This is a genomic window from Bacillus cereus group sp. N12, assembly GCF_016483575.1.
Taxonomy (GTDB): domain Bacteria; phylum Bacillota; class Bacilli; order Bacillales; family Bacillaceae_G; genus Bacillus_A; species Bacillus_A toyonensis.
In genome coordinates this window covers 53,194-71,231 of record NZ_JAEHBO010000016.1, presented here as the reverse complement: position 1 = coordinate 71,231, position 18,038 = coordinate 53,194, and the positions used below count along the sequence as shown (strand labels likewise).

The window sequence follows — 18,038 nt, the reverse complement described above, 5'->3', positions numbered from 1 at the left end:
AAGGGGGCCTTTATATGGAATCACGCGAGTGGGAACGTATTGTTGATCATCTTCTTTCGCTAGTGCCTCTTTTTTATCGCAAATTTATGCTTCCTGGAGAATTTTCTTCTCAAAGACATATGCCGCCATCACATACACAAGTATTACTACTTTTGCATGAAAATGGCACATTAGCAGTTTCCGAAATCGGCAAGCGGCTAGCGATTTCAAGGCCTAACATGACACCTCTATTAAACAAACTTATTCAAGAGGAACTAATAGAGCGTCATTATAGCGAAAAAGATCGACGGGTCATTTTAATTTCTCTAACAGCTGAAGGGAAATTATTAGTAAATCAGTATCAGCAATTCATTTTAGACAAACTAAAAGAAAATTTCCAAACATTATCTGAGGAAGAGCGCGAAAAGCTCATTCAATCTCTTCAAACCATTCAAAATTTAATTTTGAAAACAAACGCATAAAGCTGCTTCTAAATAGAAGCAGCTTTATGATTCATAATAGTTACCGTAGTATACATTTGAATATGGCCATGTCGTTAAATATGGTTTTTGATCTTGCGTCGATTGTTGTGGTGGTATTTGTGGCAATTGCTGAAATTGTTGCTGTTGATACACTCCAACTTGCTGTCTCAGATCGTTTACCGGATAATAATTTATATATGGGTATACTTGAGGTACATAGTAATAATACATCCATTCTCTCCCCCTTTTTCTTAAACATATTCAAAGGAGAAAATGAATGTGCCATTCTTTATATTTGTACAAGTGGTTCTCTCACTTTTTTCTTTCTGTTCTTCAAACGTAACTTACGATTCTTTTCATATAAATAATGCACAACGAAATATGAAACTACACCGAATACAACTCCTAAAATTGTCATTCCAATTAATACATATACTTCACTCTGTAATAAGCTCTTTAACATCGTGAAAATGTGACTTGAAAACAAGTCCGATATCGTGAATGGTTCATGATGTATTTTTTGTACATGAAATGGATAAATCATTTTCCCTAGCGCATACGCAAGCGGAAATAAAAACACTGGGAGAAACGATATTTTCCCAATAATATTGCCAATAACTGCAGCAGGAAATGATCCTTTTGCTAATCGAACGATTGGATAAAATATTACATATACGAGCGATGCTGTATAAATTACTAACATTTCTAAACCAAAACCAATAGCAAAACCTAACGACACTTTCTTTGCTCCCTCTGGCGATCGAAGCAACTTATAATATTGAAACTTTAATATTCTCCACATCCGCTGAAAAAACGAATATGTTTGCTTAGTTGTTTTCACTCTCATCATCTCTTTAACTATATTTTATATGTAGTATGTCCTTACACGCACTGAATAACAAATTTAGTTTTCTCTTTCTATTATAAATGATATAAAAATGATTAACCAAATATACATCCGACATTTTAATATAAAAAACCTTCCTTTTAGGAAGGTTCTTCTACATTATTAAATAAACTTACTAATAATGCTTTTTGAGCATGTAATCGATTACCAGCTTGCTCAAAAACGATAGACTGTGGTCCATCAATAATTTCTCCTGTTACTTCTTCTTCACGATGAGCAGGTAAACAGTGTAAGAAACGATATGTTTGCTTTGCATGCATAACAAGTTCTTTATTGATTTGATAAGGTTGAAATAAAGTATATTTCTCTTCTTCTCCATCTTGCCCCATACTCATCCAAACATCAGTATAAATAAAATCTGCTTCCTGTACCGCTAATTCAGGATTATGCAAAATTTCAATTTCAGCGCCTGTTTCTTTAGCAATCGCTAACGCTTTTTTAACAATTTCCTCATTCGGTTCATACCCTACGGGTGTTGCCACAGTCATATTCATTCCGACTTTTGCACTCGCTAACAGTAACGAATGACACACATTATTCCCATCACCTACATAAGCCAATTTAATTCCTTTAAATGTATTCACTTCTTCATATATCGTCATTAAATCTGCTAATGCTTGACAAGGATGATGATCATCCGTTAATCCATTAATAACAGGAATGCTCGATTCTTTTGCCAACTCTTCTACATCCGCGTGTGAGAATGTACGTATCATAATCCCATCAATATAATGAGACAGTACTTTCGCAGTATCAGAAACGGTCTCTCCTCTTCCGATTTGCATCTCCTTCCCACTTAAAAACATTCCATGTCCTCCGAGCTGTACCATTCCTGCTTCAAAAGATACACGAGTACGAGTTGAATGTTTATCAAAGATAAGCCCTAATATTTTACCTTGTAATAAAGGCTCTTGCTTATTCTTTTTTAAATATATAGCGAACTCAATTAAAGAAATAATTTCTTCTTTCGTTAATTCTTCTAGTGTTAAAAGATCTTTCGTATTTAATTTCGGTACTTGTACAGTTGACATGAAATTTCCCCCTTATATAATTGATACGTTTTTTGTACAAACTACTTTTTTTATCATATATACTGCCTGTTCTAACTCTTCATTCGTTACAATGAGTGGCGGTAATAGTCTTATGACATTCGGCCCTGCTTGTAATACGAGTAGCCCGTCTTTTTCAAGTTGTTCTATAAAATTTGAAACTTCATGCTTATATTCGATTCCAATCATAAGCCCCTTGCCACGAATATTTTGAATACATTCGACATGACATAACTCTTCTTGCAATCTCTTTAATACGTATTCGCCCTTTTCCTGTACGTCTTTTAAAAAGGATGGTTCCTTGCTTACCTGTAACACTTCTTTCGCAGCAGTCATCGCAATATAATTCCCTCCAAAAGTTGAACCGTGTGATCCCGCATTAAAAGAAGAGCCCAGTTCTTTCCTACCAATTACTGCTCCAACGGGAATACCATTTCCAAGAGCCTTAGCGATAGTAACGATATCAGGTTTTATTCTCATTTGTTCGTAAGCGAATAGTGTTCCGGTTCTTCCTATACCCGTTTGTACTTCGTCTATAATAAATAGAGAACCGTACTTATTACATAATATTTCGATTTCTTTCAAAAAAAACGAATCAGCTAGTATGACTCCGCCCTCTCCTTGAACAACTTCTATCATTACTGCCGCAACTTCTTCATTCATTACTTCCTCTAATGCTTGTATATCGTTAAAAGGGATATGTAAAAAAGACGGAAGTAGTGGACCAAACCCTTCTTTCACCTTATCTTGACCTGTTGCACTCATCGTTCCAAATGTTCTACCGTGAAAAGACTGCTCACATGTTACGACTAGAGATTTTCCAGTATGCTTACGAGCTAGCTTTAAAGCTGCTTCATTCGCCTCTGCCCCGCTATTACAAAAAAACACATAATCTAATGCTGTATTTTCTGTTACTAACGATGCAACCTCTTCTTGTAAGGAGTTTGTAAATAAATTCGATATATGCCATATGTCTCCAAGTTGCTTTTCAACCGCCTTTACAACAGTAGGATGACAATGTCCTAAATTACATACTCCAATACCGGAAGTGAAATCTACATATTGCTTACCATGTTTATCAATAACTTTCGTTCCATTCCCCTTTACAAACTCAACGTTTCTTCTTCCATACGTTTGAAAAAGATGACTCGTCATACAATACTCACGCCTTTCGTTACCGTCGTTCCGATACACTCGCCTGTGACCTCAGTAAAATCCTTTGTACCATTCACAATACTTACCTTTTGTACTCCCATTTTTAATGATGTAAGTGCCGCCTGTACTTTCGGAATCATCCCGCCTGTAATAACACCTTTTTCTATAAAAGTTGCAATCTCAGACTCATCTGTTTTCTTTACCAATTTCCCTTCATGTAATATCCCATCTACATCTGTAATGAAAATAAGTTCTTTTGCGGATAGCGCATCCGCAATCCCAGCTGCAGCAGTATCCGCATTTATGTTATACACCTCATTACCATTTATTCCGATTGGGGCAATAACAGGAATATAATTCATATCTATTAATTTTTTTAATAAGGTTGTTTCTACATAACTTACCTCTCCTACATATCCTATTTCTTCGCTGACAGGTTGAACTTGAAGTAAATTACCATCACACCCTGAAAGCCCTACGGCCAGTAAATTATTCTTTTGTAAATTCATTACAAACTTTTTATTTGTACTACCACATAGCACCATTTGAACAACATCCCTCACTTCTTTTGGTGTTACTCGTAATCCATCTCTTTTTTCCACTTCGATATGACACTCTTTTAATTTGGCATCAATTTCTGGGCCACCACCATGGACAATCACTACCTTATACTTCTGTTGCAATTTCTTTATACAACCAAAAAACACATGATTTAATTGATCCAACATGCTACCGCCGCATTTAATTACGATATAATCACTCATCTTCTCTCTCCTTATGTACGATAACAAGCGTTTATTTTTACATAATCATAACTTAAGTCGCATCCCCAAGCTGATCCGGTCTCTTTTCCTACATGTAAATACACATCAATAATAATTTCATGTTCTTTTAATTTCTTTTTCATTTCCTCTTCAGAAAATATTTGAGGTTCACTATTTTTTAGCACACCGATAGATTGAAGAGTAATATCAATTGTATTTGGATTAATCGTTACTTCACTTTGTCCAATACTGCTAATAATTCGCCCCCAATTTGGGTCTTCACCGTGTATTGCGGTTTTCACAAGACTTGAACCAACTATTTGCTTTGCAATTTTCTTTGCCTCTTCACTCGCTTTAGCCCCTAGCACATTTACTTCTATTAACTTCGTAGCACCTTCACCATCTTGTGCAATTTTTTTTGCTAAATCTTCACATACCTTCTGTAAAGTAAATACGAAAGTTTCCCAATCTGTGTGTTCCATATTGATTGGTTTCGTTTCCGACAATCCACTTGCCATAACGATGACCATATCATTTGTAGAAGTATCTCCATCTACCGTAATTTGGTTAAATGTATGATTCGTAATTTGTGATAATGCTGTTTGCAATACTTCATGCTCTATATTGGCATCTGTTGTAATAAAACTAAGCATCGTTGCCATATTCGGATGAATCATTCCTGAACCTTTAGCAACACCAGCGATAGTCACTTCTTTTCCATCAATAATCATCTCATAACAAGTTTCTTTCGTTATAAGATCCGTCGTTAAAATTGCTTCACAAAAAGAATGAGCTTCACTTACTTCTTTTGTCGGTATAAGAGATGTAACTCCCTTGCGAATGCTATCCATCGGTAATAGTACTCCAATTACACCAGTTGAAGCGACCGCAACGTAATTTTCTTTCATCCCAAAATGTTCTGCCCCTAATGCGCGCATCTCGTAAGCGTCTTGCAAACCTTTCATTCCTGTACAAGCATTTGCATTTCCGCTATTAACGATAATTGCTTGTAATTTCCCTTCAGTTGCTATACTATCTTTCGTTACTTGCAGGGGTGCTGCTTGTATTTGATTTGTTGTATAAACAGCGGCGCACGATGCTGGTACGTCACAAACGATTGCACCTAAATCCTTTTTCTCCTTTTTCAAACCATTGCTAGTACCGATTGCCGAAAAGCCTTTCGGCGTTACAATTGAACCACTTTCTAATTTTGTAATAGACGCTACTTTAATCATCATGTCCCCCTTATGGATAAAGCGGCATATGCTGTAAACCTGTTGTCTCTTCCAATCCCGCTAATACATTTGCGTTTTGAATCGCTTGCCCAGCCGCACCTTTCATCATATTGTCTATAACAGAAACGACCGTAACTCTTTCTGTTCTTTCATCGTAAGCTACCCCAATATCACAATAATTTGAGCCCCTTACTTCTTTCGGACTTGGAAATTCTCCATGAGAGCGAACTCGAACGAAAGCTGAGTATTCATACGTTTCTTCATACAATTTTTGAAGCTGCTCTATTTTCATTTCCTTTTTCACTTTCGCATAAAGTGTAATCATAATCCCCCGTGATATCGGTATTAAATGTGTACTAAACGTGATTGGCTTCATTTCACTATTCCACTCTGCAAGCATTTGCTCAATCTCAGGAATATGCTGATGCTGATTAACTTTATAAATGTGTAAGTTATCATATAACTCAGGAAAGTGAGCCATTGTTGTTGGCGTTTTGCCCGCTCCAGATACTCCTGATTTCGCATCAATAATAATGGAATCTTCTTCAATTATGCCGCTACGCATTAACGGCGCTATCGCTAATAATACAGCTGTAGCAAAACATCCTGGGTTTGCAATTAAATCTGCATTTTGAACCTCAGACCTTTTCCATTCACTTAGCCCATATACTGCTTTCCTAAGAATTTCTTCTTGTGCAGCTGGCCTTTTATACCACAGTTCATATGATGGGGGATCTATCATACGAAAGTCTCCAGATAGGTCAATTACTTTTAAACCTACCTGTAATAATTTTGGAGTTAATTCTGCCGATACACCTGCTGGGGTTGCTAAAAATACAATTTCTGCTTCCTTCTCTATTTCCTCCACATCAATTTCTTGTAACGTATGGACAAGGATATTTCGAAAATGTGGATATACATTTGCTATACACTCACCAACTTGCGAAAAAGAATGGAGAGATGATATCGAAAAATACGGATGCTGCTCTAATAACCGAATTAATTCAATACCTCCATATCCAGTTGCTCCAATAATTGCGACTTTCATAAGTTCCTCCTCATATCGATTCTTTAGATTAAGTATGATTATAATATTGTATATTTATAGAGTCAATTAAATATTTATAAATTTTTAAAACTAAAAAAACTTAATTTTACTAGAAAAACAATATACTCAACCGAATTTTTATACAAGAATAGTGCATGGTAGTTTTTTCATTTCACTTCAAGTACAATAAAACAATACATACGTACATACAGGCGGGGAAAAATATGAACGAAAAGTTAATTGAGAAAATGATTATAAAAAGTTTTCAGCAATATCAATGCAATCCTGTATCAAAAGAGGATCAGGAAATGTTAGTAAAACATATTCAAGTGATTATTCATTCGAATAATGAAATTGACGTATACGAGGCAATTGAGGATACCGTTTACGATTATGTGACTGGAAAATAAAAAAAATAGGAGATTTCCATATGGAAATCTCCTATTTTTTACTTAATGATTTTCCTGCTACACGTTCAAATAAACCAGGGAATAACGCATAGAGCTTAGGCCCCATTCCCATCCACTTCGGCAAATTCACTTCACGTTTTTTCGTTTGCATCGCCTTTACGATTTGTTCTGCTACATATGTTGGTTTTAACATGTAACGTCCCATATTTTTTACATATGTACCAGATTGATCAGCTATTTCAAAAAAGTTCGTATCTATCGGTCCTGGGTTAATTGCTGTTACATAAATATCTGTATTCGATAATTCCATGCGCAAACTATTCGTAAACCCTAATACGGCATGTTTCGTTGCTGCATACGCACTCGATTTCGGAGTTGCAATTTTCCCAGCAAGTGAAGCTATATTAATTATATGTCCTTCGTTTCTTTTTACCATATAAGGTAATACCGCTTTCGTACAAGCTACTAGTCCAAATACATTTACTTGGAACATATCCTTTACTTCATCCATTGATGCCTCTTCAAACGTTTTAAAAATACCAAAACCCGCATTGTTTACCAATATATCAATACGTCCCACTTCTTGTAATACCTTTGAAAAAACAGATTGTACTTTCGTCTCTTCACTTACGTCTAATACATAATAATAGCAAGGCGTATTATAAGTTTTTTTTATTTTGTCTGCTAACGCTTGTAGTTTCTCCTCTGTTCGAGCCATTAATACTGGAGTCGCTCCCTGCTCTGCAACTTGCATTGCAACTTGCTCTCCAATTCCACTAGAAGCGCCTGTAATGACGATTACTTTTTCTTGTAAGCGTCCTATCATTGCTGTCACCTACTTTGCATAATAAATCAATTGTTGCGAAGATTCATCAATCATCACTTGTTGATTATATGCTAAAAAGTCTAATTGTCCAACAGTTTCGGAGATAGTAAGCGGCAATTGTTCTTTATATAATACTGGAAATAGCTTCACACATACTTCAAATGCTGTCATCGGTTTTTCCTTTAATAACTCAAGTACTTTAAATGCACGTGTTTCTTGCTTTTGTAACCTCGTTTCAATAAGTTGTTTCACATTTAGAACATCTTCCCCATGCCCTGATAAAATACGTGAAATATTCATTTCACTTAAACGTTTTAACGTTTGATTGTATTGTAGCAATGGACGTGCTCTTTCCGTTTGCCCTTCATATGGTGGTTCTAATATTGGATTTGAAGAAATATGACTAATGAGAGCATCCCCACCAATTAATATCCCATCGGATTCTCTATATAAAGAAATATGAGTAGAAGCATGACCTGGGGTTTCAATTACTGTAAACCCAGGTAAAGAATCAATACGATCCCCCTCTCTCACAGTATGTGTTAACGATCTATTACAAGAATATTTAAGTGTCCTTGTCGTCAATAATGCCTCGTCATTCAAAAATGCTGCTGGAACACCGAACTGCAAGGCTGTCTCTCTAAAAAACTCATGATACCGCTTTAAAAACTCTGGATTTTGCGTGATCCACGGCTCATTCCAAGGGTGTCCAATAATATTCGTTTTCTCAGAAAATATATTTAAAAGTCCACAATGATCCGCATGATGATGCGTAATCACTACCGTTTCAATATCTTCTATCGTATAACCTAATGCACCTAATTGACTTTCTAACGCATTTTTTGCCTCTTCTGTATTCGTCCCTGTATCAATTAATGTTAATGTCTCCCCCTCAACTAAAAACACATTCACAGTCTCAACTGCAAATGGCACAGGAATCTCCATTCGGTGAATCGCCGTCATGCTTAGCCCCCCCTGACTCTTTCCGGTTCAAAAATGAATACCTCTTCAGTTTACAACTTCTACATAAATTTGTCATTATTTTCAGATAAAAAGAGGTGTTTTCTATAAAAAACCGAATGTATGTACATTTATAAGTATTTCTAACCAAGTTTAAAGGAGGAACATCATGTCTATTCAAAACATATCCTTTCTCGGTGCAGGCTCTATTGCCGAAGCGATTATTGGTGGATTGTTACACGCAAATGTAGTTAAAGGAGAACAAATTACCGTAAGTAATCGTTCTAACGAGACAAGGTTACAAGAGCTACATACAAAATATGGTGTCAAAGGTACGCATAACAAAAAAGAACTACTTGCTAATACAAATATTCTTTTTCTAGCAATGAAACCAAAGGATGTTGCAGAAGCGCTTACCCCTCTTAAAGAATATATAAATAAGGATTTGCTTATTATTTCGTTATTAGCAGGTGTTTCTACTCACTCGATTAGAAACCTACTTCAAAAAAACGTTCCGATCATTCGTGCAATGCCAAATACATCTGCCGCTATTTTAAAATCAGCTACCGCTATTTCGCCTTCAAAACATACAACAGCGGAACATATTCAAACTGCAAAATCTTTATTTGAAACGGTCGGTCTCGTCTCTGTTGTAGAGGAAGAAGATATGCATGCTGTCACTGCATTGTCTGGAAGTGGACCAGCTTATATTTATTACGTAGTAGAGGCGATGGAAGACGCCGCAAAAAAAATTGGTTTAAAAGAAGATGTTGCAAAATCGCTTATTCTTCAGACGATGATTGGTGCTGCTGAAATGCTAAAAGCAAGCGAAAAACACCCTTCTATTTTGCGAAAGGAAATTACATCTCCTGGCGGAACTACCGAAGCAGGCATTGAAGTATTACAGGAAAATAAATTTCAACAAGCACTCGTTTCTTGTATTACACAGGCAACGAAACGATCACATGATCTTGGAAAAACATTGGAACAACTCACAAAAGAAAAATAAAAATGGAGCTCAATCTTACTTGAGCTCCATTTTTTATCATCATATACTTTTAGTTATTACTCTTTCCAAAAATCTCTTCTTGTAGACGACGACCTGTCGGTGTTGCTGCAAGCCCGCCTTCAGCTGTTTCACGAAGTGCTACTGGCATCGTTTGTCCGATTCTAAACATTGCCTCAATCACTTCATCACATGGAATTGTACTCGTTACACCAGCTAATGATAAATCCGCTGAAATCATCGCATTTGAAGCACCCGCTGCATTACGCTTTACACAAGGTACTTCTACAAGTCCTGCAACAGGATCGCACACTAAACCAAGCATATTCTTTAATGAAATTGCCATCGCTGTAGCTGCTTGATCTGGTGTTCCACCAGCCATCTCAACTGCTGCTGCCGCTGCCATTCCACTTGCTGAACCAACTTCTGCTTGGCATCCTCCTGCCGCACCAGAAATACAAGCATTATTCGCAACTACCATACCGAAAGCTCCTGCTGTAAATAAAAATTCAATCATTTCTTCACGTGTAGGTTGTAATTTTTCTTTCAGTGCAAACAGTACACCTGGCACTGTTCCAGCAGAACCTGCTGTTGGTGTTGCACAAATAATCCCCATCGCCGCGTTTACTTCATTTGTTGCAACAGCTTTACTCACTGCGTCCAAAATCGTATCTCCAGATAAGCCTTTTCCGCTCTTCATATACGCTTGAACTTTTACAGCATCACCGCCAGTTAAACCAGTTGGTGATTTCACGCCGCGAATACCACGTTCTACTGCTTGTTCCATCACGACTAAGTTCTTTTCCATACCAGCAATTACTTCTTCACGTGAAATATGTCTTGTTTCCATTTCACATTGAATCATAATTTCTGCGATTTTTACATTTTGTTCTTTAGCTTGCGCCACTAGTTCCGCTGCGTTCCGAAACATGGTGTGTCCCCCCTACAATTAATCCATAATAGTTACTTGACAAATATTTTGTTGCCCTTTTATTTCTTCAATCACTTCATCTGCTAACAATTCATCTGTTTCAATGACCATAAGCGCTCTTCTTCCTTTTTCTTTACGAGAAACGCTCATTGTACTAATGTTAATCTCGTGTTTCGCAAGAATGGAAGCTACAGCTGCGATAGCACCAAAGCGATCGTTATTTACAATAAGTAGTGCTGGACTCGTGCCTGTTAATTGAAGATCGAATCCGTTTAATTCTACAACTTCAATTTTACCGCCACCAATTGAGCAAGCAACAACTTCAATTTCCTCTTCACCTTTATACAGACGAATTTTCGCTGTATTTGGATGCGGAGCATTTGCATCTTCTTCAATGAATTCCACTTCAATCCCGCGTTCTTTTGCAATATCTAACGCACTTGGAATACGTAAATCATCTGTTTCAAATCCAAGTATTCCACCGATTAGCGCTACATCCGTACCGTGACCACGGTATGTTTTTGCAAATGAACCATATAATGAAATGCTAACTCTCTCTGGCTCATGACGAAACAGCTGACGAGCAACTTGCCCCATTCTTGCCGCGCCTGCTGTATGTGAACTTGATGGACCAATCATAACCGGACCAATAATATCAAACACTGAGCGGTACTTCATCATAACTCCCCCTAAACCTCTATGAAAAAAATTTATTCTACTATTTTATTAAGCTGCCACATTTGTTGCTGTTCCAGTTCTACCACGAATTTGTTCCGCTGTACGAATTGGATAGTTTTTGAATAAAATGAACCAATATCCTGAAATAATACCAGATACCATAATACATAAGAAATATAGCATTACTTTCATTTAAAACGATATAAGATAACCAGCAATAAATCCTGGTAGCAATCCAAAGTTTAACACAGAAGCCATTGCAAGCATAGCATAAACAGGTGATATAACCATTGCTAATACAACTAAATTTGCACCCGCTACTCAACCTAGACTACCTGCTGATGTTCTGAACTCTTTTAAAGAGTGGTATACCAATTAAATCCCCACCAACTTATTATTAAAAAAGCTTCTACTAAAGCACTTGCAACAGCTACACTAGCTAATCATACCGTTTAGCTAAAAAGTAAAAAAGACTTAGTACAAATAATGATATCTTTCCTATTATAATCTCCATATTACTCTCTCATGTTTTAGTCAACTTCACTTGTTACGACAATGACTAATATGCATGTGACTTATAATAAATTGTAATCTGCCCTCATTATAGCTTGTTTTTTATAAAACGCTTACTTTTGTTGAATTTTAAAAGTTCTGAATAAAAGTCCCTTTCTACTATTTGTATTACTTGTATGTCATCTGACTTATATAACAGTTTTTCTAAATAATCATTATTACGTATTTTTATCCTATATATTCAAACCATTCTAAGTTTCTGTATCATCCAAGTTTAAGTATAAAATAATAACAGTTTTATTTTTAAAATTTTTTAGACATAAAAAAATGGTAACCTAATGTTACCATTTTTCAAAAAATCATTATTTTTCTACTGGAAATGATTTTAAATCTGTCGCTATTTCTGTATTAGGAAATAACTCTCGTGCCTCTTTCAATAATTCCTTATATGTATCTCCTTGATAACGAGAACTAATGTGAGTTAATATTAATCGTTTCGCATTTGCATGAAGTGCAATGCTCGCAGCTTGCTTAGATGTGGAATGAAAATAATCATGCGCTTGTTGTTCATCGTCTGCCGCAAAAGTTGCTTCATGAACAAGTACATCAGCATTTTGTGCTAGCTCTCTACTCGCTTCGCAATATCGTGTATCACCTAAAATGGTAATAATTCTTCCCTTTTGAGGCGGACCGATAAAATCTTTTCCATTTAGTATCGTACCATTCTCTAATTCAACTACTTCTCCATCTTTTAAACGCTTAAAGATTGGCCCTGGTTTCACTCCCATTTCGAGCAATTTATCGACTAAAAGAACGCCTTGTATATCTTTCTCTACAATACGATATCCAAAACATTCAATGCCATGTGACAATTTTTTCGTTTCTACATAAAACTCATTATCTTCAAACACAGTACCTTCTTCTGTTATCTCAACGATTTCAAGTGGATATTTCACATGTGTCGTACTTACTGATAATGCCACTTCAATAAATTGTTTAATTCCTTTTGGTCCGTACACTGTTAATTTTGTTGTTCCACCTTGAAACGAACGGCTACCCAATAAACCCGGCAATCCAAAAATATGATCGCCATGTAAATGCGTAATAAATATTTTTTCAATGCGGCGTGGACGTACAGACGTATGTAGTATTTGATGTTGCGTCGCCTCGCCACAATCAAATAACCAAGTCTGTCCTCGTTCTTCTAACAACTGCAAAGCAATTGCTGAAACATTCCTTCCTTTTGAAGGAACACCTGCACCAGTTCCTAAAAATACAAATTCCACTTTCTTTCCTCCAGCTCTTTATATAATCTATCTTTCATCTTACGGAATGTTATTTCAAATGGCAAATTGAATTTACATAACCAATCATCTAGACAACTATATAACACGAACATTATACTTAAAAAATTTAGATATCGTTCGTGTTTTGTGGTAAAATGATTGTACTACATTTTAAGGGAGCGTTTTATTATGAAAGAAGTATTTCGTTTACAAACTGATTTTTCATCTTCATTTGATCGCTGGGTAAGTTCTTTCGTGTCTGATCACCCAGCACAATTAGAATGGACGACTTTAAAAGAATTAATCCATGAATATACAGCATCACATACAAATGAGACATTACCAACATATATTTCTTCAGCTTTAACATATTACGCACAACGTGTTTCAACAACAAGTAACTCAGAAATTGTTATTTTTGAAAATCCTACAATCTCATAATCTATTATAAAAAGCACTGTAATGAGTGCTTTTTATTTATGTTCATTATTTTTTATTTTTCCAACTTATTCTCAAAAAATACAACTTATTTCATACTATATACCCTTCATAAATCTATTTGATTTTTCAAAAAAACAGATTAAAAAGATATTGACACTACGATTTTACAGTGCTAACATTCAACATGTAATTGAATATGGTCTCTGTTAGGTGAGGCTCCTGTATAGAGAAACGCTGCTGCCCAAAAATGTCGAGAGACGCCAATGGGTCAACAGGAAAGGTCGGAATGAAGGCCTTTTTTAACGTAGCTGGTTTCAGTACCTATGCTATACAGTGCTAAAACTCAACGAGGGAGAGGTGCATGTATTTTGTCATACACAAAAACTGTTTTTAGCTATGTTTACTAACAGGCTTTCGTGTGGACGTTTTTTAACTGTGAATTCAGACCTTTACTCGTTGTGAGTAAAGGTCTTTTTATGTCTTTATGCACCTGACTATGAAACAAACATAGCATATTCAGAAACTATTAAATTGGACGGAGGTGAGGAACAGTGGCAAGTGATGATTCGGCCCAGATACCCATATGTTTTACGTTAATATTTCATCATGTAGGTAGGAAAGAAGCTGTTCCTCCTAATTTTAAATAGTCGAGTAACAGATTGTTTCCTCCTTCATGACAAAGGAGGAACTACCGATGTTAAATTTACAAAGACAAGAAACAAAGCATGCTTACGATCAAGATAGCATGCAAACAAATAACAAAGTATTAGTGGAAGTTGCAACACAAGATATAAACTCTGCATTAAAACTTCTAGAAACTACAGAAAATGGACTCTCTAAACAAGAAGCGTCCCGTAGACTTTCTTTATATGGTCCGAACGAAATTGCTCATAATAAAACGTTGCCTTGGTACATCCAATTTCTGCTGGCATTTAAAAATCCATTTATTTTTGTTTTATTAGCTCTTGGAGCGCTCTCTTTTTTCACAGATGACATGCAAGGAACAATTGTCGTATCTGTAATGGTACTTCTAAGTTCAACGATTCGCTTTTTACAAGAATTCCGCTCTCAAAAAGCCGCGGATAAATTAAAGGCTATGGTTCGAACAACCGCGAGCGTCTTTAGAATAGATGGATTTGTACACGAAACAAAAAACGTAACGAATTTAAATCGAAATTATACAATAGAAATTCCAATTGAAGAACTTGTACCTGGCGATATTATTTCACTTTCAGCCGGTGACATCGTTCCAGCTGATGTGCGTATTTTATCGGCTAAAGATTTATTTGTTAATCAGTATTCATTAACTGGGGAAGCACTTCCTGTAGAAAAATACGAAAACTGCTACCATACAGAAAACAAGCATATCTTACCGAAAAATATGAAAAAAAATTTCAATCCACTCGATATGGAAAACCTTTGCTTTATGGGTACGAATATTGTAAGTGGTAGCGCAAATGCTGTTGTCGTTTCAACAAGTACCGATACGTATTTCGGCTCTTTAGCGAATAAAGTAATCGGAAAGCGCGCAGAAACAAGCTTTGATAAAGGTGTAAACAAAGTAAGCTGGCTCTTAATTACATTCATGCTTATTATGGCGCCCATTGTCCTTCTCATTAATGGATTCACAAAAGGTGATTGGCAAGAAGCTTTCTTCTTCGCTATCGCTATTGCAGTTGGTCTTACACCTGAAATGTTACCAATGATTGTAACTGCTAATTTAGCTAAAGGTGCTGTGAACATGTCTAAGCAAAAAGTTATTGTAAAACAGCTAAATTCTATTCAAAACTTAGGCGCGATGAACATTCTTTGTACAGATAAAACTGGGACATTGACAGAGGATAAAGTTGTTCTTGTTAGACATTTAGATCCTACTGGTAATACATGCGATCGTGTATTACAGTTTGCATATTTAAATAGCCTCTATCAAACCGGATTGAAAAATTTAATAGATAAAGCTGTTATTGAGCATACAGAAGAAAAACAAAAGTTCGACCCTTCAACGTTTCAAAAACTAGATGAAATTCCATTTGATTTTGCCCGCCGTCGCATGTCCGTCATCGTCAAAGACATCTCAGGTGAACATACAATGGTTTGTAAAGGTGCCGTAGAAGAAATTTTATCCATTTGTAACTACACTAAATCAAACGGAAAGATTGTTCAACTTACCGAGGAAATGCGCTCAAATGTCAAACAACTAAGTGAGACATTGAATGGCGAAGGTATGCGTGTAATTGCTGTAGCTTATAAAAAAGATAGAAAAATAAATGATGAAGAGTACACGGTAAAAGATGAAACTAATATGATTCTCGCTGGATATATTGGCTTTTTAGATCCACCGAAACCATCTGCAGCTGTTGCTATTCAAGCATTACAGAAACATGGTGTACAAGTAAAAATTTTAACTGGTGATAATGAAATTGTTACAAAAAAAGTTTGTAAAGAAGTTGGATTGGATATTGGTGAGCCTATCCTTGGCTACGAGATCGATTCTTTACCAGATAAAGCATTAGCAAAACTAGCCGAAGAAACAACAGTGTTCGCAAAACTAAATCCAATGCAAAAATCTCGCATTATTCGTGCCTTACAGGGGAACGGTCATACAGTAGGTTATATGGGGGATGGTATTAACGATGCCGTAGCACTACGTGATGCTGACGTTGGAATATCTGTTGATACTGCAACTGATATCGCAAAAGAGTCTTCCGATATTATTCTACTTGAAAAAAGTTTAACTATATTAGAAGCGGGTATTTTAGAAGGACGCACTACGTTCGGAAATATTTTAAAATATATTAAAATGACGGCTAGCTCTAACTTTGGAAATGTATTTAGTGTGTTAGTGGCAAGTGCTTTCATTCCCTTTTTACCGATGCTTGCCATTCACCTTTTAATTCAAAACTTGCTTTACGATATTTCACAGCTGTCTATTCCATGGGACAAAATGGATAAAGAATTTTTAGAAAAACCGAGAAAATGGGATACTGCAAACTTACGGAACTTCATTATTTGTATCGGTCCAATTAGTTCCATATTTGATATTATCACATACGTAGTCATGTGGAATGTCTTCGGTGCAAATACACCTAGCGAACAATCATTATTCCAATCTGGTTGGTTTGTCGTTGGACTGCTCACACAAACTTTAATCGTTCACATGATAAGAACACAGAAGATTCCATTCATTCAAAGTACTGCATCAGCACCGGTACTTTTATTAACCGCTTGTATTATGGCAATCGGAATTTATATTCCATTCTCACCGCTTGGTGCGGCCGTTGGTTTACAAGCATTACCACTTAGCTATTTCCCTTGGCTAGTAGGAATACTATTAGGCTATGCTTTCTTAACACAATTCCTGAAAAAAGTTTATATTAAAAAGTTTCATAGCTGGTTATAAAGTGAAACTTTAATCAGTGGGGGTTTTTTTCATCCCCCACTGATTATTAGCCCACACCAATCGGGCTTTTACGGGCAGCCCGACCCCCACCTAACTGTTTTGTTTTCGCTTAATTTTGAGGTAGGGGTCTTACTGCCCGCAAATAACGGGATAAAAACGAGAATGAGTGGGTACTCCCACTCATTCTTAAAAACATAACACGTACTTATATGTATGGAGGTGACCATGATGGTATGGTATGACATTGTATTAAGATTATTTATCGCAATTATTATAGGTGCTTGCATCGGAATGGAAAGGCAATGGAGACACCGGATGGCCGGTTTACGGACAAATGCTCTCGTATCACTGGGTGCCTGTATATTTGTTTTATTATCCGTCATGCTTGATCATGATGCTAGCCCCTCACGTATTGCTGCTCAAGTTGTTAGTGGGATTGGCTTTTTAGGAGGCGGTGTGATTATCCGTGACGGTTTTAGTATTAGAGGATTAAATACTGCGGCTACTTTATGGTGTGCTGCTGCTGTCGGTACTCTTACAGGCGCTGGTTTTCTCCTTGCAGCTATATTAGGTGCAACCGGCGTTTTACTAGCAAATATACTACTTCGCCCGATCGCTCTCTTTATGAATAAAAAATCAAAAGAAGAATCACCTGAACAAACAAACTACTTCCTTTCTCTTACTTGTTCCGAAGAAAATGAAGCACATATTCGTTTTTTACTCATGCACATGGTAAGTACAGAAGGTCTCGGTTTAAAAGAGTTATATAGTGAAGATGTAGATTCTAAGCAAAAAGTCTGTATACAGGCTACATTACATTGCAAGACAAATGCGGCTATCTTAATTGAAAAAATAATAAGTAGAATGTTATTAGAATCTGGCGTTACTGCTGCTGGGTGGAAGACTTCTTTAAATTTAGAAGCGAGTTAAATATGAAAGGTGTCATGATATTTACTACTTCATGACAC

The 18,038-nt window shown here is 36.3% G+C and carries 19 protein-coding genes and 1 riboswitch; of the genes, 6 read left to right on the top strand and 13 right to left on the bottom strand.

The genetic code is table 11. The annotated features are described in order from the left end of the window. The first annotated feature begins 14 nt into the window (after window positions 1–14). A complete protein-coding gene (locus JDS92_RS11195; RefSeq protein WP_000445820.1) occupies window positions 15–461 on the top strand; it encodes a MarR family winged helix-turn-helix transcriptional regulator in 447 nt (148 codons plus the stop codon). Between the two features lie 24 nt (window positions 462–485). Here the strand turns inward: JDS92_RS11195 and JDS92_RS11190 are convergent, their stop codons facing one another. From JDS92_RS11190 to argC, 7 genes are all read right to left on the bottom strand, one after another. Next, window positions 486–692, bottom strand: coding sequence for a hypothetical protein (locus JDS92_RS11190; protein WP_000291937.1), 207 nt, complete (start codon window positions 690–692; stop codon window positions 486–488). 58 nt (window positions 693–750) lie between these two features. Further along, window positions 751–1,311, bottom strand: a complete 561-nt coding sequence (locus JDS92_RS11185; protein ID WP_002059978.1) for a DUF2062 domain-containing protein — start codon at window positions 1,309–1,311, stop codon at window positions 751–753. A 137-nt stretch (window positions 1,312–1,448) separates the two neighbouring features. Continuing rightward, window positions 1,449–2,399, bottom strand: coding sequence for an ornithine carbamoyltransferase (gene argF, locus JDS92_RS11180; protein ID WP_000108847.1), 951 nt, complete (start codon window positions 2,397–2,399; stop codon window positions 1,449–1,451). Between the two features lie 12 nt (window positions 2,400–2,411). Next, window positions 2,412–3,572, bottom strand: a complete 1,161-nt coding sequence (locus tag JDS92_RS11175; protein WP_199631934.1) for an acetylornithine transaminase — start codon at window positions 3,570–3,572, stop codon at window positions 2,412–2,414. Continuing rightward, window positions 3,569–4,336 carry an acetylglutamate kinase gene (argB, locus tag JDS92_RS11170; RefSeq protein WP_199631933.1) on the bottom strand — a complete coding sequence of 256 codons (768 nt, stop codon included), beginning with the start codon at window positions 4,334–4,336 and terminating at the stop codon, window positions 3,569–3,571. The genes JDS92_RS11175 and argB overlap by 4 nt, the downstream gene beginning before the upstream one ends. Before the next feature lie 11 nt (window positions 4,337–4,347). Then, window positions 4,348–5,571: a bifunctional glutamate N-acetyltransferase/amino-acid acetyltransferase ArgJ gene (gene argJ / locus JDS92_RS11165; RefSeq protein WP_199631932.1), complete on the bottom strand. Its 1,224-nt coding sequence runs from the start codon at window positions 5,569–5,571 to the stop codon at window positions 4,348–4,350. A 10-nt stretch (window positions 5,572–5,581) separates the two neighbouring features. Further along, window positions 5,582–6,619 (bottom strand): N-acetyl-gamma-glutamyl-phosphate reductase, encoded by a 1,038-nt coding sequence (gene argC, locus JDS92_RS11160; protein ID WP_199631931.1) that lies wholly within the window; start codon window positions 6,617–6,619, stop codon window positions 5,582–5,584. A 224-nt stretch (window positions 6,620–6,843) separates the two neighbouring features. Here argC and JDS92_RS11155 point away from each other — a divergent pair, with 224 nt between their 5' ends. Further along, entirely contained in the window at window positions 6,844–7,029 is a 186-nt protein-coding gene (locus JDS92_RS11155) for a YqzH family protein (RefSeq protein ID WP_001003215.1), read from the top strand. A 31-nt stretch (window positions 7,030–7,060) separates the two neighbouring features. Here JDS92_RS11155 and JDS92_RS11150 read toward each other — a convergent pair whose 3' ends face one another. Together JDS92_RS11150 and JDS92_RS11145 are read right to left on the bottom strand one after the other, a co-directional pair. Further along, the gene (locus tag JDS92_RS11150; RefSeq protein ID WP_199631930.1) at window positions 7,061–7,855 is read right to left on the bottom strand and encodes an SDR family oxidoreductase; all 795 of its coding nucleotides are present in this window, start codon (window positions 7,853–7,855) and stop codon (window positions 7,061–7,063) included. 9 nt (window positions 7,856–7,864) lie between these two features. Then, window positions 7,865–8,818 (bottom strand): MBL fold metallo-hydrolase, encoded by a 954-nt coding sequence (locus tag JDS92_RS11145; RefSeq protein WP_000125110.1) that lies wholly within the window; start codon window positions 8,816–8,818, stop codon window positions 7,865–7,867. A gap of 166 nt (window positions 8,819–8,984) precedes the next feature. Between JDS92_RS11145 and proI the strand changes: the two genes are divergently transcribed. Continuing rightward, window positions 8,985–9,824: a pyrroline-5-carboxylate reductase ProI gene (gene proI / locus JDS92_RS11140; protein ID WP_000027276.1), complete on the top strand. Its 840-nt coding sequence runs from the start codon at window positions 8,985–8,987 to the stop codon at window positions 9,822–9,824. Between the two features lie 49 nt (window positions 9,825–9,873). On the opposite strand, the gene sdaAA is transcribed toward proI, so the two are convergent. The 4 genes from sdaAA to rnz form a co-directional block, all read right to left on the bottom strand. After that, window positions 9,874–10,752, bottom strand: coding sequence for an L-serine ammonia-lyase, iron-sulfur-dependent, subunit alpha (sdaAA, locus tag JDS92_RS11135; RefSeq protein WP_000489451.1), 879 nt, complete (start codon window positions 10,750–10,752; stop codon window positions 9,874–9,876). 18 nt (window positions 10,753–10,770) lie between these two features. Further along, window positions 10,771–11,430 carry an L-serine ammonia-lyase, iron-sulfur-dependent subunit beta gene (sdaAB, locus tag JDS92_RS11130; protein ID WP_000877455.1) on the bottom strand — a complete coding sequence of 220 codons (660 nt, stop codon included), beginning with the start codon at window positions 11,428–11,430 and terminating at the stop codon, window positions 10,771–10,773. A gap of 48 nt (window positions 11,431–11,478) precedes the next feature. Next, window positions 11,479–11,622 carry a hypothetical protein gene (locus JDS92_RS11125; RefSeq protein ID WP_000867046.1) on the bottom strand — a complete coding sequence of 48 codons (144 nt, stop codon included), beginning with the start codon at window positions 11,620–11,622 and terminating at the stop codon, window positions 11,479–11,481. 683 nt (window positions 11,623–12,305) lie between these two features. Beyond that, a complete protein-coding gene (rnz, locus tag JDS92_RS11120) occupies window positions 12,306–13,229 on the bottom strand; it encodes a ribonuclease Z (protein ID WP_000397436.1) in 924 nt (307 codons plus the stop codon). 189 nt (window positions 13,230–13,418) lie between these two features. Between rnz and JDS92_RS11115 the strand changes: the two genes are divergently transcribed. From JDS92_RS11115 to JDS92_RS11105, 3 genes are all read left to right on the top strand, one after another. Next, the gene (locus JDS92_RS11115; protein WP_199631929.1) at window positions 13,419–13,670 is read left to right on the top strand and encodes a DUF3932 family protein; all 252 of its coding nucleotides are present in this window, start codon (window positions 13,419–13,421) and stop codon (window positions 13,668–13,670) included. 195 nt (window positions 13,671–13,865) lie between these two features. Next, window positions 13,866–14,033: riboswitch (M-box (ykoK) riboswitch) on the top strand. A gap of 331 nt (window positions 14,034–14,364) precedes the next feature. Then, on the top strand, window positions 14,365–17,070 hold the full coding sequence (gene mgtA / locus JDS92_RS11110) for a magnesium-translocating P-type ATPase (RefSeq protein WP_199631928.1): 2,706 nt from the start codon (window positions 14,365–14,367) through the stop codon (window positions 17,068–17,070). Window positions 17,071–17,298: 228 nt separating this feature from the next. Beyond that, window positions 17,299–18,000, top strand: a complete 702-nt coding sequence (locus JDS92_RS11105; RefSeq protein ID WP_000262353.1) for an MgtC/SapB family protein — start codon at window positions 17,299–17,301, stop codon at window positions 17,998–18,000. Window positions 18,001–18,038: the final 38 nt, after the last annotated feature.